The organism is Chloroflexota bacterium (genome assembly GCA_020850535.1).
GTDB lineage: Bacteria > Chloroflexota > UBA6077 > UBA6077 > JACCZL01 > JADZEM01.
The window spans coordinates 1-26,968 of sequence record JADZEM010000129.1 but is presented as its reverse complement, the minus strand read 5'-3'; the positions used below and the strand labels follow the sequence as shown (position 1 = coordinate 26,968).

Below are 26,968 nucleotides of genomic sequence, written 5' to 3'. Positions count from 1 at the left end.
TGGAGCTGCGCGTCTGCCATCTGCCACCCGGCACCAGCAAGTGGAACAAGATCGAGCATCGCCTGTTCTCGTACATCACCCAGAACTGGCGCGGCAAGCCACTGGTCAGCTACGCCGCGATCGTGAGCCTGATCGCGGCCACGACGACGCGCAGCGGCTTGACGGTCCACTGTGAACTCGATACCGACACCTACCCGACCGGACGCAAGGTCACCGATGCCGAGTTCGCCAGCATCAACCTCAAACGAGACACCTTCCACGGGCAGTGGAACTACCGCATCCGTCCACGCTCACGTCCATATGAGACGCTTATTTCGTAGCAGATCCTAAGGACGAGTTTCTGGCCGGGCTGAAAGCGCTACACACCATCGACACCATCCACCTGGCCGGGCTCGATACGTTCGAGCAGAAGATGTTGGGTCTTGTCCCCACGATCACGGTAGCCAGCATCGAAAAGCCGCTGGCTGTTTGGGCCGACACCGTCCGCCAGAGCCTGTTGGACGAGAGCTTGTCCGGCCTCGCGCGCGCATTGTCGGACATGGCCACATGGCATCAAGGGCTTGGAGCCACTGAACAGGAGGCTGTGGTGTCAGCAGCGCGCGCCTTCATCAACGAGGAAGCAAGAGAGTTGCTCGACATGAGCGGAGACGAGTTCGTCAAGTGCCTGGAGTCAGGCGACATGCCAGCGCCATCCGATGAAACTGGCAAGGCGAGGCTCACCGTGCTGGCAATTGTGGCCCCATTGGTGCGGCTCGGCGTAGCGGCCTAATCGCCGCTCGACCCGGCCATCCCGCCCTTTCGAGACGATCCGTTGAGTCAACGCGGCCAACAGGAGTAGAATTCGACCGGCGGAGGGTGCCGAATGGGTGCGTACAAGCGGTGTGACTACTGCGGCCGAACGGTCAACTGGAATGACATCCAGGAAAGGCGGACGTGGCTGGAGCTGCACTGGGACGTGCTCGACGATGGGCATCCTGAGCAAGTCTGGGACTTCTGCTCCTGGGATTGCGCCGTCAACTTCGGGCTGGCGCGCCGCAAGGGTCCGGTGGACGATCTCGTTCGCGAGCTCGGCGACCGGCTGATGGCGGCTGGCGCACCCGAGGACGACTACCTCTCAGCCCTCGAAGTCGAGCGTACACGCCGCCACCAGCGCCGCCAGAACGCTCAGCGCGACGTTCGCAACCTGCTCGAAGAGCTGGAGCGTGGCGCACGCGGTGAGCCTCGTGGGGACTTGCCGCGCGGAGACGTCCCGCCCAAGAGCTGACGCGGGCGGTCATCTTCATGCGGCGTCTCGTCGATCAGATCCATCCTGAGCTCTTTCAGCAGTTCCCCGGCTACAGCTGGGGCAAGGTGATCTGCTGGGGGCTGGACAACCGCAGGGGCCTCGAAGAGGCGACCCTGCTGCTCCGCGACGTCGAGGCGCGGGTGCGCCAGGATGAGTCGCTGGTGGATGTCGTCGCGCATCCGAAGATCGCGGCGTGGCGGCTGGCATTCAGCCAGTTTGGTGCGCGGCCCAGCAAATACCAGTCGTCGGTGGAAGCCCTGTTGCGGCGGGCGCGGCGCGGCGACGATCTCCCGCCGATCAACGCCGTGGTGGCCGTCTATAACGCTGTGTCGCTGCGGTTCCTGCTGCCGGTAGGCGGGGACGACCTGGATCTCGTGAGCGGCGGCCTGCATTTGCGCGTCGCCCGTGGCGATGAGCTGTTCCGCCCGCTCGGGGCAGACGAGGACGATCCGCCAGCGCCGAGCGAGATCATCTACGCCGACGACGCCAAGGTCTTGTGCCGACGCTGGACGTGGCGTGGCGGAGAGCCGAGCAAGATCTCGCCGGCCACGTCGAACGCCGTGCTCAACGTGCACGGCCTCCCGCCGGCCACCCTGGACGAGGTGACGCGGGCCACCGAGACGCTCGCGACGCTGGTGCGGGAGGTCTGCGGCGGCGGCTCGACGTGGTACGTCCAGCACGAGGGGCAGGCGTTCGTGCAGACAGACGTGCCCGTCAACAGCTAGCGCCTGGGATCGTCGCGGCCCGAGGGCCGCACACGCGAAAGGGCGGACCGGTCAGCCTGACTGGTCCGCCCTTCGTGTTCGTTCCTCCGACCGTCTCGGGGGAGAGGCGCGCGTGGCTAGCGGCTCCAGATGTGCGTGCAGTTCGGGTCGGTGTCGCCGTCGTTGTCGTTGGAGTTGTCGTCGCCCTCGTCGCGGTCCTTCTGGCAAGAGATGTAGAAGGCGTCGTAGGCGCTCTCATTGCGCTTCATCGCCTCGTGCACGAAGACGTAGTCGCCCACGATCAGGTCGCCGCAATAGAGCCGGTCGATCCGGTTGTGCTCGTCGCGCGGGCCCTGGAAGAGCGTCGCCTCGCCGTCGACCGTGCGGATGACGATCTCCTTGGGGTCGGTGTCGCACTTGAGCGCGACGACGAGACCCTCAAGGGCGTAGTTGTCCTCCGAGTAGGTGTTGGTCACCACGCGCGGGGAGTCGTCGTCCTCTTCCTCGTTGTCCTTGTCCGAGCGGCGCTCTTCGCGAGTGCGCTCGCGGTTCCCCTTCTCATCCTCGTCCGAGTTGCGGTTCTTGTCCTTCTTCTCGTTGTCCTTGTCCTGCTTCTTGTCGCGCAACGAGATCTGCCCGGCATCGGCATAGACCGTCGGCACGTCCGACTGCGTCCACGCTCCAGTGCCCAGCAGCGGCGACGCCGCTACGGCGATGACGACGATGGCGACGAGCGCCCGCACGAATCCCATGAAAACCACCCCAGATGACGTCTCGCGACGACGGTCGGACGTTGGCCGCCTGCCGGCGTTCTGGGTCACACGCGTCATGCTGCTCGCTGCGCTGACCCACGAGGCCGCCGCCAGTGTACCGGATCCCAGGCCGCCCGTGGCAGTCGCGCAGCCTGCTCGGCGCCGCTGTCCGGACGGCCCGTGACGCCGAGCCAGCGCCGGGGCAACCTGCCAGATTCAACGTCCGGGCGGGCTGCTGGTTGCTCGGCGGGCGCGCGTTGCGGCGACAACGGGCAGTGGACCGGTTCGAGCGGCGGCCTCGCTCGGGGCTGGGCAGTGCCGCTGTGTGCGTCGGCCGGTCTAGAATGCCGCCAGCACGCAGGGCTGCCGGGGTCGCCGCCGCGAGGCTCAGGCGCACGATCTGGTGGCACGCATGATGGCCGGTCCGCTGATGGCCGGCAGAGAGAGGGCAGCGATGGAGCTGGAAGGCCGGAGCGCCATTGTGACGGGAGCCGGGCGGGGGATCGGGCGGGCGATTGCGCTGGAGCTCGCCTCGCTCGGGGCCGACGTGGTCATCGCCGAGGTGCTGGAGCAGAATGCGCTCGGCGTCGTGGAGGAGGTCCGGGCGCTCGGGCGAAAGGCTGTCGCCGTCCAGGTGGATGTCACCTCGAAGGAAGACCTGGACACGATGGCGAACCGGACCCTCGCCGAGTTCGGCAAGATCGATATCCTGGTGAACAACGCTGGCGTCAACTGGTTCGGCTCGATCCTCGAAGTGACGGAGGAGAACTGGGACTTCGTCATGGATGTGAACGCCAAGGCGGTGTTCTTCGCCAGTCAGGCGGTCCTGCCGCACATGATGGCGGCGAAGCGCGGGAACATCGTCAGCCTCGCGTCGATGGCCGGCAAGCTCGGGAGCACCTACAGCGTGGCCTACGCGGCCAGCAAGGCGGCGGTGATCAGTATCACGCGCAGCCTCGCGCTCTCGGGCGCGCCGTACGGCATCCGGGCCAACTGCGTCTGCCCGGGGTACATCCACTCCACGGACATGTGGCGGCAGGTCGAGACCGGCGTGGCCCGCGTGCTCGGGAAGACGCCCGACGAGATCAACGCCCAGCGGCTGGCGAACATCCCGCTGGGCCGCTGGCAGACGCCGGAGGACGTGGCGACGCTGATCGGCTACCTGGCGTCTGACCGGGCCGCGTACATCACCGGCGAGGCCGTGAACGTCTCCGGCGGCCTGGTGATGCACTGACGACCCGCGGCATGGCCGAATCACGTCGGCCATGCCGCTGCCTCCCGTCAGCACGAGGCGACGGTTCCGCTGACCTACACCCAGGGGAAGGCGAGCGTCGGCTGGTTCGCGAACCGCTGCTGTCCGACCACCAGCCGCGTGCCGGCGCTCGGCCCGAGCCGCACGACGAACGTCGGTGCATCGACGGTCGCCGGCTCGGCAGCGCCCTCGACCCGGACGCTGGTGATCTGGTGCTCACCGTACGCGCCGCCCTGCACGATGACCGTCTTCGACTCCAGCGGATCGAGGTTCACCAGCTGGACGGTCACCGAGTCGGCTGACATCCGCTCGACCAGCGCCGCGACGTGCTCCGGCAGGCCGGCCCTTCGGTTGGCAGGGTCGAAGTAGCGCAGACGGGCGTGCAGCACGTGGACGTCGCGGCCGGTCGGGAGGCCGCCGAGCATCAGCTGGGTCAACGCACCGATAGTCGCCGGGTTCATGTCGTTCATGTCGTCCGACATCGAGCAGTCCGGCGAGCGGGTGTCGGACCGCATCAGCTCGACCTTGTGCCGGAGCGTGTTCAGATCCGCTTCGAGGGCGGCCTCGGCGTAGCCCTCGTCCTGGCCATTGAGGTAGCTGAGCCAGCGTGGCGTCTCGGGCAGCAGGTCGAGCGCCGAGCGGTCGAAGGTGAAGTAGTAGAGGGTGTCCGCCCCGGGCGCGAACTTCTCGGGGCGGAACTCGTACCAGCCCTCTGGACCCTGCTCGGGCAGATCGTCCAGGTCGCCGCCCTGCTGGAGCCGCTCCAGCCGGTCCAGCCGCCCGTACATGTGTGGGTAGCGCGTCTGGCCGTTCTCCTGCTTCGCGTTGCCGTTCACCACGTCCAGCATGTTGCGATAGATGCTGAGGTAGCGGCGGTCGCCGGTCAGCAGCAGGCCGTTCGCCAGCGAGAACGGGTTGCGGCGGTGGTAGGCCCGGTGGGCCAGCTGGCCGTTGCGCGGCACCTGCAGGACGGTGAAGCCCCAGCCGTAGACGCCGCCGTACCAGCCGTAGCCGGACTCGACGGTCCCATCCAGCCCGACGCTGCTCGGCATCAGGCCGCCGTTCTTCTCGGTGCGCTCGACCCAGGCGTTGAGGTAGTCCACGACCCACTCGCGGTACTTCGCCTCGCCCGTCAGCAGGTAGGAGGTGACGCCGAGGGTCGTCGCGCCGAGGTTGACGTGGTTGTCGCCGACGACATCCGTGTAGTCACGGAAGTGATCGAGCATCTCCTCGAAGGTGGTCTCGCCGTGGCCGGCGTCGAACCGCCCCTCGACCTCGATGGGGTCGCCGGCCCAGTCGAGGGCCGTCGCCTTCCGCATCAGCGGACCACGGCTGCCGTTGAAGAAGCTCGGGATGATGCGGTGCTGCTTGTCGTAGTTGCGGATGTACGGATCGTCGCCCATGAACCAGGAGGTCCAGCGGCGCATCCGGCGGATCAGCGCCTGATCCTCGGGCGTGGTGAGGCCCTGCAGAAAGATGGTTGACCAGGCCTCGCCATGGTGGAACCAGTCGAAGCAGACGTGGAACTCCTGGTAGTACATGCCGTCGCGTCCGAGGGCGACCTCCGTCGTCCTGGCCTCGGTGTACTGCCGGAAATGACCTTCAAGCCCCTGCCGGTAGAGCTTCATGATGTGGTCGGCTGCGCCGAGCGCGTGCAGGGCCGGCCAGTTGAGCAGGTTCTCCAGCGCATCATCTGGACCGTCGTCGCCGGACCAGCGCGGCACGCAGAGGAGGTAGCCGCGCTCGTCGAAGTAGCGGGCGTAGTACTCAGGAATGGCGCGACTCTGCGCGTCCAGCAACTGCCGTTCGAGCAGCGCCCAGCGCGGCGCCGGCACCGGGGTCGTGGCGTCGACGACGACGCCCCGGCTGGTCCGTGTCGTTGCGTTCACGGGTGGGGATCTCCCTGTTGGACTGTTCGGGACGAGTATGCCCCAGCGCGGTATCCTTGAGCCGTGGCACGCGGGAGGCGGCGGTGACCGAGCAGCCCGACGATACCTCGGTTGAGGTCTACGAGCTGCGCGCGCGGCTCTGGGCACGGGCGCACGCGGAGGCGGCGCGGGCCGTGGTGGCGATGCTGCTCGGCGGCCGGGTGGTGTCTGTCGAGCTGTGGAGCGGGCCACCGGTCGGCGGGCGGGTGCAGCTTGCCGAGGATGATGGTGACGCCCCGCTCTCGGATCATGGACTGGTGCGGCGGGTCGCCCTGCTGCTGGCCGGCCCGATTGCCGAGACCATCGCGTTGAGCCCGGCCGGCGCCATTGCGAACGAGCCGGCCTCGATGGCTGCCCACGTCCTGGTCGAGGGCATGCGCGATCCGTCAGCCATCGACCTGGACACCGATCTGGGGAAGGTCGCGCAGTTGCTCGCGGCTCACTTCGGGCCGGCGGGCGAAGCGCCGGCCGCTGCCGCGTCCGATCACCTGCCGCTGGGCGTTGAAGAGTGTCTGCGCGAGCACTGGGAGGGCGTGCAGATGGTGGTGGCGGCCTTGCTGCGGACGGGCCGTCTCACCGAAGACGATTTCCGAGGTCTGGTGGCGCTGGCGCTGCCGAACGCACCGACGGCGGACCTGCTCGGCGCGCTGCCGGAGCGCACGGCCGGCGGCTGACCTCCGACGAGGCGGGTCCGTCTGCACGGATGGAACGCACCGCCCCTGACCGGCGTCACTGTTCCTGATGCCGCGTGTCGGAGCGGCGTTCCCGGCCCGAGGCGCGACGACCCGGCAGCAATGGAGGCTGCGAGATCCGGTTGACGGCGCCGTACGGCAGGGTGTGGAAGCATACGTCGGCGAAAGGAGTCGCCATGCCGCCGCAGCTACTTGACCGACCGACCGACCAACCGGTGACCGAGGACCGGCCCTGGACGCGCCCGCCCGACCGCGGCGCCGCTGAGACCGCCGCGCACCTGTTGCGCCAGCGAGTGCGGTTCGCGGAGCGTCGGGCCTCCGTCTGTGCGTTGCCATTCCAGCGGCCTGCGCCGCGGCCCGAGCAGCACTGGCTCCTCGTGGCGGCGGGTCGGGCCTGGGGCCAGATGGCGCGCCGCCCGAGCCTGCTGGTGGCGGCGCTGGTCGGCGCGTTGCTCCTGCTCGTGCTGATGCTGCCGAGCCTGGTGGTGGGGGCGCGCTCGACGCGCGCGGACGCGACGCAGACGACGACCCGCACGGTGGCGCAGCCGGCCATGGCGCTGGCCGGGCCGGGCTTCGCCGCGTACGGCGGGAGCGCCAGCGAGCCGATACGCTTCGTAGTCAACCGCGCGACGAACGTGATGGCGGCGGTCCCTGGCGGCCTGCTCTACGACTGGCGGGAGGACCGGGGAGAGGCCCTGACGCGCATGACGTTTGGCGACCGTCCGGTTGAGCCGGAGGTGGACAGCATGAGCCCGACGGGCGACCGCATCGAGTCGATCCGGTACCGGGAGGTCTGGCCGGGCGTCGACCTGATCGTGCGGTCTACGGCGCTCGGCATCTCCTACGAGTTCGTGCTGGCACCGGGCGTCGATCCGTCGACGGTGGTGCTGGCCTACCCGGACACCGTCTCGCTGACAGTCGGGCCAGATGGGCGGATGCACGGCGAGAACGCGGCTGGCACCTGGACGAGCGGCTGGTTGGAATCCTGGCAGGATGGGCCGAACGGGCGCGAGCCAGTCTCGACGAGCTTCGTGCTGCTGGGTGGCGGGCGGTTCGGCTATCAGGTCGGCCCGTACGACGTGACGCGCCCTCTGACCATCGATCCGCCGGTTGACTGATCTCCGCGAGCGCGAGCGTCTCTGTCATCCTGATCGGACCGAGCTTGCGAGGGACGTGAACGGTTTCACACCATGCTGTGCGACAGCGGCGGGTGAGATCCTTCGCCTTCGCTCGCTCCTCGCTTCGCTCAGGATGACATTCGCTGTTGCGTAGTTTACAAGAATCACCTGCCCGTTCAGTTCCGGGCGAGCGCCGGGATGACCTTCTGGCCGATCAGCTCGATGGAGCGCCAGGTCGTTGGGGCGTCCATCCGCGACTCGTGGCCTTGCAGCAGCAGATGCCCGATGCCAAGCTCCTTGCGGAAGTGCTCGAAGCGCTCCACGAGGTACTCGGGGGTGCCCGCCACGATCATGTCGTGGGCGATCAGGTCGTCGTAGGTCATGTCGATCATGTTTGGCGGGCGGGTTCGCAGGGCCATCCGCTGGCCGGCCCGCGAGCGCATGCCCGTCGGCGCGAAGTACTCGACCGGCCCGCGCGTGGTCGGCCCCATCCGCCACTGGAAGTAGCGGCCGGCCTCGCGGGCCTGCTCGGTGGTGTCGGCGGCGACGGCGCACAGCAGGAACCCGAAGCTGTCCGGCGTGACCTCGCGGCCGGCCTCGGCGGCGCCCTGTCGGTAGTAGTCGAACAGCTCACGAGCGATAGCCAGCGGCACCAGGAAGGGGACATACGTGTATCCCTTCCGCCCGGCCCAGAGCGCGGTCTCCGGGCTGGCGGTGCCCGGCACCCAGATCGGCGGGTGCGGCTTCTGGATCGGCAGGCACCACGGGTTGACGTGCCGGAAGTGGTAGTGCTTCCCCTCCCAGCGGAACGGGCCGGGCTCGGTCCAGCACTTGAGGATCAGGTCGTGGGCCTCCTCGAAGCGCTCGCGGTTGTGGACGGGGTTGGCGTTCGCCCACCACGTCTCCACGCCGATGCCCCGCACGAACCCGCTGATGATCCGGCCGCCGGAGACCAGGTCGGCCATCGCGATCTGCTCGGCCACCATGACCGGGTTGTCCTGGATCGGCAGGATCGAGCCCATCAGCGCGATCTTGGCCCGCTTCGTCTGCCGGGCCAGGATCGCCGCCGACATCATGATGCTGACGTCGGAGCAGGACGGCGTGCTGTGGTGCTCGTTGATCATCAGGCCGTCGAAGCCGACCTCATCCGCCAGCACGTACTCGTCGAAGTAGCGGTTGTAGTTGCGTGAAGCAGCCTCGCGGCTGAAGTAGGTGTTCGGCATGTCGAGCCGCATCGACGGGTACTTGAGGTCTTCGCCGTCCGCGAACTCGTGGTGCGGCATCTCGGAGAACCAGTAGAGCTTCACGGTCGGCCCTCCGGTGTGCTGGCGGCGCCAGGCAGCAGAAACGGGCGTACGAGGCTGACGAACGCGTCTGGCCGCTCGATCTGCGGCGAATGGCCGCACCGCTCGATCAGGCGCAGGGTGGCGTTCGGCAGGTGGCGGGCGTACTGCTCCCCGCAGATCGGCGGTACGATCCCGTCCTCACGTCCCCAGACGACCAGCGTCTGGTTGGTCACACGGGGGAGGAAGTACGGCAGCCTCGGGTTGTGCGCGTACGGCTTCCAGATCAGGCGGGCCGACATCTCGCGGGCGCGCATCGCCAGATCCTGCTGCTCGGGCGTCGGCGGCTGCCCGAACAGCTCGTCCCACTCGGGAACCTGGGCGGGATCGTGGTAGCTCATCTCCCGAAGCTTCTCGGGCGGGTGGTAGAAGATGTCGGTGATCTCGCCGTGCTCAGGTTTGAGGCCGGCCGCGCCGACCAGCACGACGCGGTCGAAGGCGCGCGGGTTCGTCGCAGCGATCTCGGCGGCCAGCCAGCCGCCCAGCGACAGCCCGACGACGGGCACGCGCTCCAGGCCAGCTACGTCGAGAAACCAGAGGTAGAAGCGCGCCAGATCCTCGACGCTGGCCATCCAGTCCGCCGAGTCGGACAGGCCGTACCCCGGGTGGGCCGGCGCGTAGACGGTGAACTGCTCGGCGAGGGCGGCATGCCAGCGCCGCCAGCCGTTCGGGCCGCCGGCGCCGTGCAGCGCAAGCAGCGGCGGGCCGCTGCCGCCGATCAGCGTGTGGACGTTGATCCCCCCGACGGAGATCGTCTGCTCGCGTGGCGCCACTGCCACGGCCAGCCTCCTTCAGCAGTTGCCCTCACCCCGCGACCGCCGCGCGGCGCAAAAGTCGGCGTCGCCGACATCCTCGCCCGCGTGCGCCAGGGAGTGGACAGTTTTTCAGGAGCGACAGCCGGCCTTTTCAGAGCGGTACGTGCCAGAGTGCATGTCAGCCTGAACGGAACGAGCTTGCGAGTGAGGTGAAGGATCTCACCCGCCGATGCGAGAGCTCAACCTCACCGGGTGAGATCCTTCGCTTCGCTCAGGATGACATGGGAAGCTGTACGCGTTCCCGTGAATCTGCCGTCGGCCAAACTCCTGAAACTGTCCGCCCATGAACCCGCCTGCGCGGCCGGGTCGGTGGTGAGGGCCGTTCGCCTCTACGCGCTCGGCAGCGGGTTCTTCTGCTGCTCGCTCTCCGCCAGCGTCACGATGTTCAGCACGTCGCGGTTGACCACCGAGAACGGCATGTTCCCCTGGAGCACCGCCGCGATCTCGTGGCCGACGCGCTGCCGCCGCCGGATGTTGCCGATGTCCGAGACAGAGGCCGTGTGTGGGGTCAGGACGACGTTCTCCATCGCGTGCAGCGGGTTGTCCGGGAGGGTCGGCTCCTTCTCCATCACGTCGAGGCCGGCTCCCGCCATCTTGCCTTCCTGGAGCGCCCGGATCAGGTCGGCCTCGTTGTGGGTTGGGCCGCGACCGGTGTTGATGAAGTAGGCGGTCGGCTTCATCTGGCTGAACAGCTCGTAGTTGAGCATGCCCTCGGTGTGCTTGTTCAGCGGCAGATGCCCGGAGACCCAGTCGCTCCGCTTGAAGATGTCGGCGATGTCGGTGACCCGCTCGACGCCGGCCGCCGCGAAGACCGAGTCGTCCACGAACGGATCCCAGGCGATGACCTTCATGTCAAAGCCCTTCGCCTTCCTGGCGACGAGGCGCGGGATGTTGCCGAACGGGATCAGGCCGATGGTGTCGCCCACGACGCGCGGCATCGGCTTGAGGTAGTTCCGCCCCTCGCCCCAGCGGTTCTCGCGGACTGCCTTGTCCAGGTTGACGACCTTCTTGGCGCAGGCGAGGATCAGCATCATCGCGTGGACGGCGACCTCTTCCACGAAGACGTCGGGCACGTTCGTCACGACGATGCCGTGCTCGGTGGCGGCGTCGATATCGATGCGGTCCACCCCGACGCCGCCGTTAGCGATGACCTTGCACCGCTCCAGCCGCGCCAGCAGGTCTGGCCCCATCCACTGGCCGCCGGCGATCACGGCGTCGGCGTCGCGGATACTGTTCAGGTAGGCCTCGGGGCTGGAGACGTCAGCCGTCTCGATGGTGATGCCGAGCGGCTTGAGTCCCTCGTGCTCCAGTGGGTACGACGTATCGACCGCCCGGCCGAACGGCGTGGCAACGACTTTGAAGGCCATCTGTGGCCCCTCCCGCGATGGTGAGATCGGCGCTCAGCCCGGTCACGGTCGGGATGGCCGCGCCCCGACTGGGCGGCGGCCAGGGCCGAGCGAAGGCATGATAGTGCGCGGAGGGGCCGGCCGTCCGACGCGGCTGCCGGCCCCGCGAGCGCTGGAAAAGGAGAACGCGTCCCGTCTACCGACGACGGGGCTTTGAGACGTTCTCCGCGTCGAACAGGTACTCGTGCACCTTCTCTCCGTCGGCTTCCAGGTAGTCGCCCACCTGGTACTGCTTGCAGGCGTAGCGGCTGTCGCCCAGCAGCCGGATGGTGACGAGGCCGTCACGGTTGGCGATCACGATGAACGGCGGCTCGGCCTGGGTGGCGGTGGCCGGCAGGCCGGGTTCTGGACCCTCGCCGCAGTCCTTCGCCACCACGTTGCCCTCGGTGCGGTAGTCGTCGAGCCCGCTCCGATTGGTCCGCTCGTTCTGCTGCCGCTGCTCCTCGGTCGGCTTCTTCGGATCGTCCTCGGACGGCTCCTGGCGCGTACGTGGACCGATGGTGGTGGCCTGGCTGTCCGCGTTGTTGGCGGCGTTCGGATCGAATTCATTCGCGACCACCGTCACGCGGTTGACGATGCGTCCCTCTGCTGACGCGCTGACCACCAGCCGAACGGTGGCGGATGCGCCGCTTTGGAGCGCGCCCAGCGAGCAGGTCACGGTGGTCGTGCCGCTGCACGCGCCCTGGCTGGGGGTGGCCGAGACGAGCGCCACGCCAGCCGGCAGGGGGTCTGTCACCCGCACGTCGGAGGCGAGGCCTGGGCCGGCGTTCCGCACGGTGATGGTGTAGGTGATGTTGTCGCCGTAGGCTACCGCGTCGTCGCCGGCCTTGGTGACGGTGAGATCGGCCGGCGGGCTGTTGAGCTGGCCGACGATCAGGCTGGCAGTCGCCCCGTTGTTGTCCACGGTGGCGTCAGGCTGATCGCCGCGCACGCTGGCGTTGTTGGTCACGCCGCCGTCTGCCGTGGTGCGCGTGACCAGGGTGATGGTCGCCCGTGCCCCGTTCGCCAGCGATCCAATCTGACAGGTCACGGTACTCGTGCCGCTGCACGTACCCCGCGTCGGCGTAGCCGACACCAGCGTCAGACGGGACGGCAGCGGATCGGTGACGACGACGTTGGTGGCGTCGGATGGCCCGTTGTTCCTCACGACGATGGTGAACGTCACCTGATCGTTGAGGGCCACGGCGCCAAGCTCCACCTCCTTGGTAATCGCCAGATCGGCGTTGGTGGCGGGGGTCGTGCCGAGCACCACCGTGCCGGCCACCGCGCCGTTGTTGGCGTTGACCGGGTCCGGCTCCAGGCCGGCGATGGACGCGCTGTTGACCAGTGTCCCGGCCGAATCGGCCCTGACGACGACCGTCACGGTGGCGCTGGCGCCGTTGGCGAGCGACCCGATGGCACAGACCGCCTCGGGCGCGCCAGTGCACGTCCCCCGGCTCGCCGTCGCCGAGACGAGCGTCGCGCCGTTCGGGACGATGTCTCTGACGACGACCCCGCTGGCCGTCGACGGGCCGCTGTTCTGCGCCGTCAAGGTGTAGGTGATCGTCCCGCCGACCGTCGCTGTGGACGGCGTCCCGCTCTTGGTGATGCTCAGGTCGGCGCTGCCGGAGACGGTCACGCCAGCGGAGGCGCCGTTGTTCGACGGCGTCGGGTCGGCCTCGCGGGCGCTGACGCTGGCGAGATTGACCAGGCTGCCGGAGGTCGTCAGCGTGGCGACGATGCTGACCGTCGTATCGGCCCCGTTCACCAGCGACCCCAGCGGGCAGACGATGGTGGTCGTTCCCGTGCACGGGCCGCCTTGCGCCGGCGTTGCCGACACCAGCGTCGCGCCTTCCGGCAGGTTGTCGGTGACGACGACGCTGCTGGCCGGGGCCGGGCCGTTGTTCCGCGCGGTCAACGTGTAGGTGACGTTGCTGCCGACGCTGACGGCGCTCGCGGACGCGGTCTTGGTGATCGACACGTCGGCGTTCGCCGTCACGGCGACGCCAGCGGTGGCAGCGTTGTTGCCTGCGTTGGGGTCGGGGGTGTCGCTGGAGACGGTCGCCGTGTTGACCTTGGTGCCGCCGGTCGTGGCGGTCGCCACGATGGTGACGGCCGCCGTGCCGGCGTTGGCGATGCTCGGGAAGTTACAGGTGACTGTCGTGGTTCCGGCACACGAGCCGCCGACACTGGGCGTCGCAGATTGCAGTGACATCCCCTCGGGCAGCGGGTCGGTGACGTTGACGTTCGTGGCGATGCTCGGGCCGGCGTTGTTGACCGTCAGGGTGTAGGTGACCTGACTGCCGAGGATGACGGGATCGGGCGCGGCGGTCTTGGTGATGCTGAGATCGGCGGATGCCGACGCGACGATGCCGGCCGTCGCGCCGTTGTTCGTGACGAGCGGATCGAAGTCGGCGCCGGAGACGGCCGCCGAGTTGGCAATCGTCCCGCTGGCGTTCGCGGTGGTGACGAGGATGATGGTCACGGTCTCGTCAACGGCCACCATGCCGAGCGCACAGGTGATGACGGTCGTGAAAGCGCAGACCGCGGCGTTGCTCGGCGTCGCCGAGACGAAGTTCAGGCTGGCCGGCAGCGTGTCGACCACGGTGACGGCGGTGGCCTGGTCCGGGCCGGCGTTGGTGACGGACAAGACGTAGGTCACGTCCTGCCCCACCGTCACCGTGCTGGATTGCGGGGTCTTGCTGATGAGCAGATCGGCGGCCGGCGTCACCACGATGCCGTTCCCGGTCGTGCCCGTCGACACGCTGTTGTTGCTGGGGTCCGGGTCAGGCTCGTCGCCGGTTACCACCGCTGTGTTCACGATGACGCCCGACGCGATGGCGTCCACGACCAGGGTGATGGTCGCCGAGCTGTTCGCACTGAGGTTGCCGAGGGTGCAGCTGACGGCAGCCGCATGGATACAACTGCCCTGGCTCGGGGTGACCGAGCTGTACGAGACGTTCGCGGGCAAGAGGTCGAGGGCGACGACGCCGGTCGAGTCCGATGGGCCGCTGTTCGTGGCGGTGATCGTGTAGGTGATCTGCTCCCCGACGTTGACGGCGGCCGGACTGGCCGACTTGGTCACCGACAGGTCGGCCGAGCGCGTCGCAACGACCGTTGCGCTCGCGCCGTTGTTGTCATTATTGGGATCGGGCTCGGCGGCCTGGGCCGTCGCCAGGTTGACGAAGCTGCCGCTGGTCGTGGCCCGCGCGACGATGGTGACGGTCGCACTGCCGCCGTTCGCGAGCGTCCCGAGGGCGCACGTCACCGTCGTCGAGCCGGCACAGGGCGTGCCCTGGCTCGGCGCTGACGAGACCAGCGTCATGCCGACTGGTATCACGTCGGTCACGACGATGCCGGTCGCCGTGGACGGGCCGTTGTTCGTGACCGTCACCAGGAACGTGCTGTCGGATCCGACCACCAGCGCGGCCGGACTGGCGGACTTGGCGACGGTGATATCAGCCTGGGCGTTGACGGTCGTCGTCGCCGTCGCCCCGTTGTTGGCCGGGTTCGGGTCGGGCTGGCTGCCGGAGACGCGTGCCTGATTGGTGAGCACGCCGCCCTGGTCAGCCGTCGCGACCAGGGTGATCGTCGCCGAGCCGCCGTTGGCGAGCGCGCCGATCTCGCAGTTGACGGTCCCCGTGCCAATGCAGCGTCCCTGGGTGGCGCTGACCGACACGAAGCTGGCCCCGGCCGGCATCAGGTCCACGGCCTGGACGCCCGTGGCCGGCGACGGCCCGTTGTTCGTCACGACGATGGTGTAGGTGACGTTCTGGCCCGCCGAGACCGGATCGGGTGCGTCCGTCTTGGTGATGGCGAGGTCGGCCGACGCCGTGACGGTGGTGCTCTGGGTCGCGCCGTTGTTGGCCGGGTTCGGGTCGGACTCGTTGCCGCGCACGGTGGCGGCGTTGGTCAGGACGCCGGCCGAGGTCGCCGTGGCGACCAGGGTGATGGTCGCGGACCCGCCGCTGGCGAGCGAGCCAACGGTGCACGAGACGGTGGACGTGCCGCTGCAATTGCCCTGGCTCGGCGTCGCCGACACGTACGTTGCGCCGGCCGGCAGGAGATCGACGGCCTGCACGCCGGTGGCCGGTGACGGGCCGTTGTTGGTGACGACGACCGTGTAGGTGACGTTCTGGCCTGCCGAGATCGGGTCGGCGGTGTCGGTCTTGACGATGGAGAGATCGGCCGAGGCCGCGACGCCGGTGCCGCTGTTCGCGCCGTTGTTGGTCATGTCAGGATCTGGCTCGTTGGCGGTGACGGACGCGCTGTTGGTGAGCGTCCCGACCGTCGTCGTCGTGACGACGATGGTGACCGTCGCCGTGCTGCCGCTGCTGAGCGTCCCGAGGGCGCAGGTCGGCACGCCACCGGGGCTTGTGCAGCTGCCCTGGCTCGGCGTCGTCGAAACCAGCGTGACCCCGGCCGGCAGTGGGTCCGTCACGACGACGCCCGTTGCGCCGGACGGACCGGCGTTCCTGACGGTGAGCAGGTAGCTCACGTTGCCGCCGACCGGCAGCGTCTGCGGGGTGTTCGACTTGGTGACGGAGACATCGGCGGATGGCGCGAAGATGATCTGCGTCGGGTCGTTCTCGCCGGGCTGGTTCGGGTTGCCGTCGTTGTTCGGATCGGGGTCCGTGCCGTCATCGGACAGGTCGGTGGTGGGCGTGTTGCTGGGCGACGTGCCCGAGGCTGTCGCGCTGTTGCTGAACGGCCCTTGAACCGGCCCTGGGGCCACCCGCACCCGGAAACTGACCGTGGCTGTCGCGCCGACGGCCAGGGTGTTGCCCGGCGCAAGCAGCGAGGTCACGCTCGATCCGTTGTAGGCGGCGTTCGTGGTGAGGCCGCCGGTCGCGCTGAGCGAGCCAGCCACCACCGTGAAGCCGCTCGCGCCGGCGAAGGTAGTCGCCAGGTTGTCGGTGATCTGGACGTTGGTGAGCGGCGTGTTGCCGTAGTTGCGGAGCGTGAACAGGTACGGCACCGTGAACGTCCCGTCGCCGTTGTCGGCGACCGCGCCGTCCAGCTTGGCCAGGCCGATGCGCGGAACGTCGACCACCGTGTTCGTGTCGGTGGCGGTGTTGTTGCCGGGATTGGGGTCGGTGACGCCGGAGGGCGGCGTGACGGTCGCGGTGTTGGCAACCGTGCCGGAGGCGCTGCCGCTGACCGTCCCGGCGATCGTGAACGTCGCGGAGCCGCCGCTGAGCAGGCTCACGGCGGTGGCGATGTTGCCGCTCCCGCTGCCGGCCGCGCAACTCGAGCCTGCCGTGGCCGTACAGGTCCAGTTGACGTTCACGAGGGACGCCCCGAACGTGTCGGCGACGCTCGCGCCGCTCACGTCGCTCGGCCCGGCGTTCGACACGACGAGCGTGTAGCTGACGGGCGCGCCGGGCGTCGACGAGGCCGCGTTGTCGGTCTTGGTGATCGACAGGTCGGCGCGCGGCGTGAGCGTGTTCGTGTCGGTCGCGCTGTTGTTCGCGGGCGTCGGGTCGCTGACGTTGGCGGGCGCGCGGATGCTGGCGGTATTCGCCAGTGTGCCGGTCGCCCCGCCAGCGACGGTCGCCGTGGCGGTGAAGGTGGCCATGCCGTTAACGGCGAGGGTGACCTGGGTGTCGATGTTGCCGCTGCCGTTCGCCGCGCCGCAGGAGGAGCCGCCCGAGGCGACGCAGGTCCAGGTCGAATTGGTCAGCGCGGCGGGGAACGTGTCCGTGACCGTCGCGTTGGTGACGACGCTCGGTCCCAGGTTCGTCGCGACGATGGTGTAGGTGATCGGCGATCCGGGCACGGCTGAGGTGTTGCCGTCGGTCTTGATGATGTGGAGATCGGCGACCGCGTTCAGGTTGTCGGCGTCGGTCACACTGTTGTTCGACGGGTCGGGATCGCCCACGCCGGTCGGCGGCGCGATGGTCACCGTGTTGTTCAGCGCCACCGTCGTGGTCGGCGAGAGCGTGCCGGTGGCCGTGAACGTCACGGTCCCGTTGACCGGCAGGTCGACCAGCGCGCTGATGTTGCCAGTTCCCAATCCCGGTGCCGGGCAGATCGCTCCGCCGGCCCCGGTACACCGCCAGGTGACACCGGTCAGGGCCGCCGGGAAGGTGTCCGCGATGGTCGCGCCGGTGACGGCGCTCGGCCCGCTGTTCGTGCCGACGATGGTGTAGGTCACCGTGCCACCGGGCGTCGCCGTCGAAGAGTTATCGGTCTTGGTGACCGAGAGGTCCGCCTGGTTGACGACGGGAACCGACGGCACGTTGCTGTTCGCGGCGATCGGCTGGCCGAGCGTCGGCCCGACGAGGTTGACGACGGCCTGATTGGTGATGTCGGCTCCGTTGGGGGCGGATGCGTTGATGCGGACGCGGAACTTGACGGTGGTGGTCCCGCCGCTGGCTGCCAGGAAGCCGCCCTCCGCCGAGGTTGCGCCAGTGCCGAGGTTGAAGACGACCTGATTCGCGCCGCTGTCGAAGAAGGCCTGATCGTCGCCGGCGGCGTCGGTCTTGGTCCCGCTGTTCGCGCCGGCCGTGATCTGGAGTGAGCCTGGGACGTAGGTGGTGTTGGCCGGGATCGGGTCGCTCAGGACGACTTTGGTCGCGTCGTCCTGCCCGGAGTTTGTGACGACGACCGTGTATTCGAGCACGTCGCCGGGCCGGGCCGGGCCGCCGTTCAGATCGACGACGGACTTGACCGGCTCGATTCTCGGCGCGTAGAGGTCGGTCACGAACGACACGACGCCCGGCTGGTAGAACTCGCTGCCCGTGGTCAGCGAGATGGTGGCGCTCGTCGCATTGTTGGTCAGGATGCCGTTGGCGTTGACGATGCTGGCGTCATAGCCGAACTGGTTGATGTAGTTCGGGTTCTTGCTGGTGACGTTGTTCCCGAGGTTGCTGATCACGCTGGTGAAGAAGTTGTTGGATGGGTGGGTCGAGTCTGAGAGTGTGACGCCGTTGAGGCGCAGGCTGTCGCCCGTGGAGGCGCGGTCGCCCTCGTAGGCGATGATGCCCAGCTTGGTGTTGACCGGCCCGGACGGCGGGGTCAGAAAGTCGCTCACCGGGATGCTGATGTTCGGGGTCACGTTATTGACGATGGCGAAGCCGTCGTACACCGTGATGTTGCGGGTCGGCAGGTCGGGCTGGGTGTAGGCGACCACAATCGACCAGCCGCCCTGCCGGTCCTGACCGGTCCCGACCTGGATGTTGGCGACCGTGTAGGTACCGTTGCCGGCGGCCTTCACGGTGGACGTGATGTCCGCGAAGCCCTGGTAGTCGTTCCCGGCCGAAGTCTCGAAGTCGAGCTGGCTGGCGGTGATGGTCGTGTAGGCGTTGGCCGACGCTGGCGTGGCCAGGCGGACCTGATCGCGGTTGGCCGTGTCCGGTGCTGCCGCCCCCGAGTTTCCCGCGGTGGAGTCGCCGCCCCAGTACAGGCCGGCGAAGAGGATCGTGGCGCCGGCCGGCAGGCTCAGGTTCGCCCGGCTGGAGTTGAAGGTCGTGCCGTCGCTGTCCACGTCGACGTAGGTCATCGTGAAGTTGTTGTTGTTGGTGGAGGTGCCGGTGCCGTTGCGGCCGTTGGTGCAGGTTGCGCCGGGCCCGGGGCAGGTCATGACCGTGTTCGACACGAAGACGACGTCGCCCGTCGTGTTCGTCTGGTAGCGGATGTCGAAGTTGCGCGTCGCGAGGACGCTGAAGTTGCCCGGCAACGGCGTCTCTTGCCCGCCATTCGGCTCGGGACGCTCGCGCTGCGCGCTGACGGTGGGGACGGTCGGCGGCAGCATGGTGAGGAGCAGCAGCAGCGACACCAGGCCGTTCAGCAAGGATCGTCGTCGGCGACTTCGCATGACCACTCCAGGACGCCAACCAGCAGCGACCCTCGTCGCCGGATCGATCCTGAGTGACAGTCTGGAGTGGTGCGATCAGGCAGATCGGGCAGGGCGCGAAAATCCTGCTGGCCGCCCCGGCAGCCCCTTCGGTGTGCCGTACGTGCGACAGGCAGAACGGTCTGGCGTCAAGCTCGCAAGAGGCTACGGGCCGCCAATCCCAGCAGTCAACGCTCAAAGCTGCCCGTTTGGTCTATTACGGGTGGACTATGGCATCTCGCAACCATTCTGAAATGATTGAGATGCAGGAACGGCAGTCAAAAGCCGCAGATGTAACATCCCCGTTCGCGATGGCGGCGCGCGCGGCGATCCTGGGCATGGCGAAGCCGCCCGGTCGGGGCGCGAACGTCGAGTGGATACGGGGCAGGGCCCCCTGCTGACGTTGTCCTGCGACAGCAGGGGGCGCGGTTGTGCTAGCGCCGGCTGCGCGGCGGCAGCGGCGGCGGGGTCAGCCGACGGGCCTCCGTCCGCTGTGGCGTGTGCGGCGGCCGCCCCGTGAACTGGCTCAGGCAGACCTCGATGGCCCGCTGCAGCTGGATGTCCTGGCCGCGCACGTAGTCCTGCGGCCGGTTGTCGACCTCGATGTCCGGATCGGTGCCGTAGTTCTCGACGCTCCAGCCCACGTCGTCGAAGAAGAACGAGAACTCCGGCTGGGTCGTCAAGGTGCCGTCCGCGAGGCTGTGGCGTGGATAGATCCCGATGACGCCGCCCCAGGTCCGCTTGCCCACCAGCGGCCCCAGCTTCAGCAGCTTGAAGGTGTGGCTGAAGATGTCGCCGTCCGAGCCGGCCAGCTCGTTGGTGAGGGCGACCAGCGGGCCGCGCGGCGCATGGTTCGGGTAGGACTCGGGGGCGTTCCAGCGCGGGAAGTCGTAGCCGAGCCGCTTGCGGGCCAGCTTCTCCAGCAGCAGCTGTGAGACGTGCCCGCCGCCGTTGTAGCGCACGTCGATCAGCAATCCCTCGTGGTCCACTTCCACCAGATAGCCGCGGTGGAACTCCGCGAAGCCCTCCGGACCCATGTCTGGGATGTGGACATAGCCGACCTTGCCGCCCGACGCTTCGTGGACGAAGCGGCGGTTGCCCTCCACCCAGTCACGGTAGCGGGCGGCCTGCTCGCTGGGGAGCGCCTTGACGGCCACAGTGCGCGGCTCGGCGTCGCCGCGCTGGAGCGTCAGGAGGACTTCCTGCCCGGCCTGATTCACCAGCCACTCGCCGGGCGCGACGGCCCCGCCGACCGGCTGGCCGTTGATCGCCAGGACGGTGTCGCCAACCTGGACATCCAGCCCCGGGCGATTGAGCGGCGAGGTTGCGCCGGGATCCCAGGTGTCGCCCTGGACGATCCGCCCGATCTTGAACGCGCCGCTCGCCCGATCCTGGACCCAGTCCACCCCGAGGTGGCCCTGCGCGTAGGTCGGCGTGGTGCGGTACTCGCCGCCCATCTCGTAGGCGTGGGACGTGCCCAGCTCGCCCTGAACCTCCCACATCAGGTCGGACAGCTCCGAGCGGGTGGTGATGCGGTCCACCAGCGGCAGGTACCGCTGGTAGATGCTGTCCCAGTCGATGCCGGCCATGTCCTCGATCCAGAACTGCTCGCGCTGGAGCCGCCAGGCCTCGCGGAACATCTGCCGCCACTCCGCGCCGGGCCGCACCGAGACGCGGACCCGCTCCAGGTCGATCCAGCCGCTGGTGCGGCTCGGGCTGTCGTCGGCCTCCTCGGACGGCTTCTCGCCGGCCTTGAGCACCCGCAGCCGCTCGCCGGAGCGGTAGAGCAGCGTCTTCTCGTCGCGCCCGATGCCGAAGTCGGAGACGCCATCCAGGAGACGGTCAGCCTTCTGCAGCTCGAAGTCGTAGACGTCCACGACGCCCTTCGCCGACACCGATGTGTCGTACCAGGAGGGCGTGCGCGTCCCCTCGACCGGCGACGAGAGGAACAACGCCTTGCCCTTGATGCCGGCGATGCGCTCGTACTTGCCCTCCGGGACGGGGAAGGCGACCGCCCGCTGCTGGATGCCGTCCAGATCGATCTCGATGGGCGTCCGCACGGCCGGCTGGCGCTCGGCCTCGGCCTTCTCCTGGGCCTGGGCCGCCTCGCTCTCGGGCGGCTTCGGGCCGGGCACGAACGGCGACAGCACGTCCTTCCGCAGCGTGATGGCGAACGGCCGGCTGCCCATTGGGAAGTTCAGGTCGAACTGCAGCTGGTCGTAGACCGGGTTGTAGTCGCGCTGCCCGATGAAATAGAGGTACTTGCCGTCGGGGTCCCAGGCCGGCGCAGCATCGCGCAGGACCGGGCGGCTGGCCTGGGTGACCTCGCGGGTCTCGACGCGGCACAGCTTGATGGCGTAGGTCATATTGGTGACCGGCGCGTGGAAGGCCACCCAGCGGCCATCCGGCGACCATGCCGCCGCGTCGAGCCGCCCGAACGGGCTTTCGTCCAGCACAGCAGCCTGGGGCGACTCGGCCGCGAGATCGACCAGGATCAACTGGTTGCGGTGATTCCCGAGGACGATCTGGTCCGACGTGGGCGAGATCTCCAGGTTGAGCAGCCGGCCCACGTCCAGACCGTCGAGGCGGCGGGGCGGCGCGCTGCCGTCGGCCGTCAGCACGACCAGCACCTCGCGGGGGCCGTCGTCGCTGGCGGCGGCGACCAGCCGCTTGCCGTCGTTGAGCCAGGTCAGCAAGCGGTAGCGCACGCCGTCCGGCTCGCCGTGCTGGCGGACCGGGCCGTCCCAGTTGTTGAACGTGAACGCCTTGCCGCGCGTGGTGATCGCCAGCCCGGAGCCGTCGGCGTTGAGGGTGGCGTCGTGCAGGAACTTCGCCGCCGAGACGAAGCGCCGATTCCGCTGCGTCCGCGAGCTGATCAGGGTCAGGTCGAGCCGCGACGGCTCGTCCTGGGCTGGATCGAGCAGGTAGAGGTCGCCGCCCGCGTGGTAGACCAGCCGCGCGCCGTCCGTCGCGAGGTGGCGGGCGTAGAACTCCCCGTGGTCGGTGTGGCGCGCCACGTCTGAGCCGTCCGGCTTGCAGCTATAGACGTTGCCGACGCCTTCATGGTCTGCCAGGAAGAAGATGCGGTCGCCGACCCAGCACGGGCTGGCGAGGTTGCCGCCGAGGGCTACCAGCCGCCCGAACTCGCCGCTGCCGCTCGGGTCTATCCAGAGATCGCCGGCCGTCCCGCCCTTGTACCGCTTCCAGCGGGCCGGGTCCGACGTGTTGCGCCCAAGCACGATGCCGCCGCGCGGGCCGTGCGTGATGGCGCTGGCCGGGCCGTACGGCAGGACCTGGGGCAGCCCGCCGTCGACGCCGACCTCCCAGAGGCGGTACTCGCCGCGCAGCGGGTGCTCGGCGGAGCTGGCGTAGTAGATGCCGCTGCCGTCCTTGCTCCAGCCGCTGATGGTGACGCGCTGGGCGGCCTGGAAGGTCAGGCGGCGGGCCGGGCCGCCCTCGACGGGCATGACGTAGACCTCGGCGGGTCCCTCCTCGCGCCCGACGAACGCGACGAGTTTGCCGTCCGGCGACAGGCGCGGGTGGCTGGCCTCGCCGACGCCGGCCGTCAGGCGAGCCGCCGCGCCGCCCGTGGTGGAGGCGATCCAGAGGTCATCCTCGCTGGCAAAGACGACCGTGTCCCCGTGCAGCGTCGGGAACCGAGGGTAGCCGCGTTCAGGCATGGAACCTCCTGGGAAGTCGGACGGCAGGCGTCAGGCGCGGCCTGCCTGGATGGGTAGCCTGGCTGGATGGGTAGGACGCGGGTTGCCGATAATCGTGCCACAGGCCGGCGCAACGGCTGCGGAGTTTGCAGCAGCGTGCACCCCAGGGCGGGGAGCAGCATCGGGGCCCGATGAGGCGGTGCGAGTGACTTCGCCAAGGGCCCTCACCCCCGGCCCCCTCCGCTGCGCGGCGCGAACTTCGGCTACGCCGACGTCCCTGTGCGCGGGAGAGTTTCAACAGCGTGACAGATGGTAGGCTCACAGCAATGCGTTCAACTGGCTCTGTCATCCTGAGCTTGCGAAGGATCTCACCCGGTGATATTCAATCTTCGCGCCAGCGGGTGAGATCCTTCGTTCCGCTCGCAAGCTCGCTTCACTCAGGATGACATGAATGCTCGGGCTCAATGCTCGTCCCTGACCACCTGTTGCTTCTGAGAACCTGCTCGCCCCGAGACGCGCGCCGGTGAGTGCGCCGGGGGGTAAGGGCCTCCGAGACTGCCGCGCCGGGTGCAGCATCGGGGGGCGCACCAGCGGCGCTGATATACTTCCCGCTACGCCTGGATGAAGTGGTGCGAGTGAAGCCGTCCAGAGTGGCGCACCAGCGGCGCTGATATACTTCCCGCTACGCCGCGCTTCGGCCTGACGCGGCGCCGACCCACCGTTCACCGTCCTGGGCGTGGCAGGGGAGAGCATGGCGACCTTCAACATCTGGACCATCGGCTGCCAGATGAATACGTCGGACGCGCGCAAGCTGTCCGAGGAGCTGGAAGAGCAGGGCTTCCGCGAGACCGAGAAGGCGCGCGCGGCCGATCTGGTGGTGCTCTACTCCTGCATGGTGCGCCAGCACGCCGAGGACAAGGTCCGCAGCAAGCTCGGGGAGCTGCGGCTGCTCAAGAAGGAGCGGCCCTCCACCCGGATCGCGGTGGCGGGCTGCATCGGCGACGTCTCCGTCTGGCAGAAGAAGTTCCCGTTTGTGGACTTTTACCTGGAGCCCGGCGAGGACATGTCGATCAAGGACAAGCTGGCTGACTTGATCGAGCTGGACCAGTTCTACCGGATCGAGCCGCCGGACGCCGCCCGGATGCCCCGCATCTCCGAGGGCATCACCATGCACCAGGGCTGCAACCGCAACTGCACCTTCTGCATCGTGCCGAGCACCAGGGGCCGCGAGCGCTCCCGCACCCCCGACGACATCCTCTTCGAGGTGCGCGGGCTGGTCGAGCGGGGCACCCGCGAGGTGCTGCTGCTGAGCCAGATCGCCGAGCGGTACGGGCGCGACCTGAAGCCGCGCGTCTCGCTGGCGGACCTGCTCCAGAAGCTGAACGACGAGGCCGACGGCCTCCAGCGGATCCGGTTCCTGACCTCGTATCCTGCCGACTTCCACCCGGCCATCATCGAGGCGGTTGCGACGCTGCCGAAGGTGATGGAGGACATCAACCTGCCGCTCCAGTCCGGCGACGACGAGGTGCTCGGGCGGATGCGGCGCGGCTACACGATGGGGCTGTACCGCGATCTGGTGGGGCGGATGCGGGAGAAGATCCCGACGCTCAGCCTTGCCACCGACATCATCGTCGGGTTCCCCGGCGAGACCGAGGCCCAGTTCCAGCACACCCTCGACGCGCTGGCCGAGATCAAGTTCGACGTGGTCCACATCGCCGCCTACTCGACGCGGGCCGGCACGCCAGCGGCCATCTATGAGGATCAACTGCCGCTCGAAGAGAAGAAGCGGCGCGTCCACGAGGTCGAGCGGCTCCAGAAGGAGATCGCGACGGCCCGGAACGCCCCGCTGCTCGGGACCATCCAGGAAGTGCTGATCGAGGGCGAGTCACGGGGCAAGTGGTACGGGCGCACCCGCAACAACAAGCTGCTGCACATCGCCTCGGAGCAGAACCTGGCCGGTCAACTGATCGTGGCGAGGGTAACGCACACCAGCCCGTGGTCGTTGCAAGGCGATCTCGAGCGGATCATCCCGACGCTCGCGCAGCCGGCCATCGCCGACGACACCGACGACGATGTTGAGGCTGCTGATGCCGCCCTGGTGACGGCCGGCCCGGCCCGCTCGGGAAGCTGGCTGACCCTCCCGATGGTGTAGCCCGAAGAGGCGGGGTCAGCGGCTGCCGGGCAAACCGGAGGGTTGGCCGGTGGCAGGATCGTTCGGGCGCGCGCCTGGGAAGGCCGCCGGTGTGCCCGACGGTGTGGGGGCCGTCCGCTGGCCGGGCAGCACATCGGGCGTTCCGCTGGCAGGGTTCACGTAGGCCGGCAGCACCAGACTACCACCGCTGGGCGCGTCATGGAGGCCCGAGGTGACGTAGGTCCAGTTTGCCGTCTCACCGGCGGTCGTCGGATTCACCGTGAAGGTCACGGTTGCCGTTCCGTTTGGATCGAGGCGGCCCAGATTGCACTGGATCGTCGTACCGGGCGTGCATGTGCCCTGACTGGCACTCACCGAGACGAGCGACGTGCCTTCAGGGATCGTGTTTACGACCATGGCCTTCTCGACATCGAGTGGGCCGTCGTTCCTTGCCTGCAACGTGTAGGTCATCGGCGTGCCGACACGCGGAGCGGTCGGGCCGCCGATGGGCATGACCGAGAGGACCGACCCCCAGGCGTTTGGGCCAGCTCCCACGAACGTCGTCCAGGCGCCGCAATCATCTTCGACCACGAACGGAACCGTGGTCGCCTGCCCGGGCGTCACGCGCCGCACGGTGAACCTCGCGCTGGCCGTCTGTGCCGACCGCTGGAACGTCGTGGCGAACGCGCTGCTCTGCTCGGCGAGACCATTGGCGTCCACGACGGCATTGACGATGGGGTTGGGCGTGCCGAACCGAAGCACGCTGACCTGATTGGCTGGCGCGTCACTGGTGGCGTTGGGAATAACGTTGACATACACTGAATCAGGGCCAGCGGGCTGGACCGACAATCGGACGTTCGGTCGTGGCGAGCAGCTCCGCGCCACCACCATGTTCTGAATCGACGACGCGTTGTTGCTGACGTTCAGATCGGCTTCGAGGCTGACGACAGAGAACTGCTGCGTAATGCTGCCGACGGGGCCGAGAACAGCGGTGATGGCAACTGTGCGCGTCTGGCCTGGAGCGATGCTCTCGACATCACAGCTCAGTGTGCGATCGGCATGCGCCAGACAACTGCCACCCACGGCTGACACGAACCGCGTGCCCGTCTGGAGCGTGCCAGAAAGCTGCACCCGGGAGGCCGTGGATGACGCCTGCGCGGCGTTGGAGATGGCGACGGAGTAGGTCACCTGATCTCCAATGGCGACCGTGCCGGCTGATGCAGACGAGCTCGCCGACAGGTCTACGCTCGGTGCTGCCTGGATCGAGACCTGCGCGCCGTTGTTGTTCGGGTCTCGCTCCGGCTGATCTGCCCAGATCACGGCAGCGGTGGAAAAGGCTCCGGTGCGTGTTGGACGAGCCACGACGTTCAGGGATGGGCCGGCCCCAACGCCGAACGCGCCGAGCCAGCATTCGAGAACGAGCGACGCCGCGTTGTAGCTGCAATTTGTGCCGGTCGTGGACTGGTACGTCATGCCATCGGGAATCTTGAAGCGCACGATGGCGTTGCTGACCCCGATCATGCCGTCGTTGTAGGTCGTGACCGTATACGTTACGTCCTGGTTCAGACCCACCTGCGCCGCAGATGACGTCATACCGACGGACAGGTCTGGCGCCCAGGTGACTTTGAGATCCTGGGTCTGATCGTCGCCATTGTTCCGCCAGTACGGATCACCCTCGTCGGCGACCGCGCGCGCCTGATGGGTGATCGGGGCCATCTGGTTGGCATCAACGATGACTTCGACCGTGACCTGTTTGGACTGGTTCACGTTCAGCGTGCCGAGCGTGCAGACGACCAGCGTCGCCGGCGGACAGTTTGCGGCGGTCCCGAACACGCGCCGCAGCTTCGAACCTTGCGGAGCGCCATTGTACAGCTTGACGTTGTGGGCGACGTTCGGCCCTTCGTTCTTTACGGTGATGAGGAACGTGCCGATGGTGCCGGCTAGTACTACAACGACGTGCATTATGGTGAAGTAAGGGTGAGTGCGAGGAGATTACGCTGCCGTCTGCGGGCGTGAGATCGTGTGGCGGCGGCGTTGCGCGCCTGGGTCATGGCAAGCCACTCCAGC

General features: G+C 68.3%; 16 protein-coding genes. 8 read left to right on the top strand and 8 right to left on the bottom strand.

The window, feature by feature from the left end; translation table 11 throughout:
- The 4 genes from IT306_18870 to IT306_18855 form a co-directional block, all read left to right on the top strand.
- Positions 1-320 (top strand): ISAzo13 family transposase (locus IT306_18870; GenBank protein MCC7370494.1); only part of this gene is annotated, 320 nt, incomplete at its 5' end.
- A gap of 92 nt (positions 321-412) precedes the next feature.
- Entirely contained in the window at positions 413-769 is a 357-nt protein-coding gene (locus IT306_18865) for a hypothetical protein (GenBank protein MCC7370493.1), read from the top strand.
- Between the two features lie 93 nt (positions 770-862).
- Positions 863-1,264, top strand: a complete 402-nt coding sequence (locus IT306_18860; protein ID MCC7370492.1) for a hypothetical protein — start codon at positions 863-865, stop codon at positions 1,262-1,264.
- Between the two features lie 17 nt (positions 1,265-1,281).
- Complete coding sequence (locus IT306_18855) at positions 1,282-2,010, top strand: hypothetical protein (GenBank protein MCC7370491.1); 729 nt, start codon at positions 1,282-1,284, stop codon at positions 2,008-2,010.
- A gap of 116 nt (positions 2,011-2,126) precedes the next feature.
- On the opposite strand, the gene IT306_18850 is transcribed toward IT306_18855, so the two are convergent.
- The gene (locus tag IT306_18850) at positions 2,127-2,741 is read right to left on the bottom strand and encodes a hypothetical protein (protein MCC7370490.1); all 615 of its coding nucleotides are present in this window, start codon (positions 2,739-2,741) and stop codon (positions 2,127-2,129) included.
- Between the two features lie 412 nt (positions 2,742-3,153).
- On the opposite strand from IT306_18850, the gene IT306_18845 reads away from it, so the two are divergent.
- Positions 3,154-3,975: a 3-oxoacyl-ACP reductase FabG gene (locus IT306_18845; GenBank protein MCC7370489.1), complete on the top strand. Its 822-nt coding sequence runs from the start codon at positions 3,154-3,156 to the stop codon at positions 3,973-3,975.
- Positions 3,976-4,049: 74 nt separating this feature from the next.
- On the opposite strand, the gene IT306_18840 is transcribed toward IT306_18845, so the two are convergent.
- A complete protein-coding gene (locus IT306_18840; protein ID MCC7370488.1) occupies positions 4,050-5,882 on the bottom strand; it encodes a hypothetical protein in 1,833 nt (610 codons plus the stop codon).
- Positions 5,883-5,965: 83 nt separating this feature from the next.
- Between IT306_18840 and IT306_18835 the strand changes: the two genes are divergently transcribed.
- Together IT306_18835 and IT306_18830 are read left to right on the top strand one after the other, a co-directional pair.
- Positions 5,966-6,595 (top strand): hypothetical protein, encoded by a 630-nt coding sequence (locus IT306_18835; GenBank protein ID MCC7370487.1) that lies wholly within the window; start codon positions 5,966-5,968, stop codon positions 6,593-6,595.
- Positions 6,596-6,789: 194 nt separating this feature from the next.
- Complete coding sequence (locus tag IT306_18830; protein ID MCC7370486.1) at positions 6,790-7,731, top strand: hypothetical protein; 942 nt, start codon at positions 6,790-6,792, stop codon at positions 7,729-7,731.
- 176 nt (positions 7,732-7,907) lie between these two features.
- Here the strand turns inward: IT306_18830 and IT306_18825 are convergent, their stop codons facing one another.
- The 5 genes from IT306_18825 to IT306_18805 all read right to left on the bottom strand — a co-directional run bounded on the left by IT306_18825 (position 7,908) and on the right by IT306_18805 (position 22,791).
- Positions 7,908-9,038 carry an LLM class flavin-dependent oxidoreductase gene (locus IT306_18825; GenBank protein MCC7370485.1) on the bottom strand — a complete coding sequence of 377 codons (1,131 nt, stop codon included), beginning with the start codon at positions 9,036-9,038 and terminating at the stop codon, positions 7,908-7,910.
- A complete protein-coding gene (locus IT306_18820; GenBank protein MCC7370484.1) occupies positions 9,035-9,853 on the bottom strand; it encodes an alpha/beta fold hydrolase in 819 nt (272 codons plus the stop codon). The genes IT306_18825 and IT306_18820 overlap by 4 nt, the downstream gene beginning before the upstream one ends.
- A 365-nt stretch (positions 9,854-10,218) precedes the next feature.
- Positions 10,219-11,256, bottom strand: a complete 1,038-nt coding sequence (locus IT306_18815) for a C-terminal binding protein (protein MCC7370483.1) — start codon at positions 11,254-11,256, stop codon at positions 10,219-10,221.
- 175 nt (positions 11,257-11,431) lie between these two features.
- Positions 11,432-19,093: a DUF11 domain-containing protein gene (locus IT306_18810; protein ID MCC7370482.1), complete on the bottom strand. Its 7,662-nt coding sequence runs from the start codon at positions 19,091-19,093 to the stop codon at positions 11,432-11,434.
- A gap of 452 nt (positions 19,094-19,545) precedes the next feature.
- A complete protein-coding gene (locus IT306_18805; GenBank protein ID MCC7370481.1) occupies positions 19,546-22,791 on the bottom strand; it encodes a PDZ domain-containing protein in 3,246 nt (1,081 codons plus the stop codon).
- 730 nt (positions 22,792-23,521) lie between these two features.
- Here IT306_18805 and miaB point away from each other — a divergent pair.
- On the top strand, positions 23,522-24,922 hold the full coding sequence (miaB, locus tag IT306_18800) for a tRNA (N6-isopentenyl adenosine(37)-C2)-methylthiotransferase MiaB (protein MCC7370480.1): 1,401 nt from the start codon (positions 23,522-23,524) through the stop codon (positions 24,920-24,922).
- A 15-nt stretch (positions 24,923-24,937) separates the two neighbouring features.
- On the opposite strand, the gene IT306_18795 is transcribed toward miaB, so the two are convergent.
- Positions 24,938-26,863: a DUF11 domain-containing protein gene (locus IT306_18795; GenBank protein ID MCC7370479.1), complete on the bottom strand. Its 1,926-nt coding sequence runs from the start codon at positions 26,861-26,863 to the stop codon at positions 24,938-24,940.
- Between the last annotated feature and the right edge of the window lie 105 nt (positions 26,864-26,968).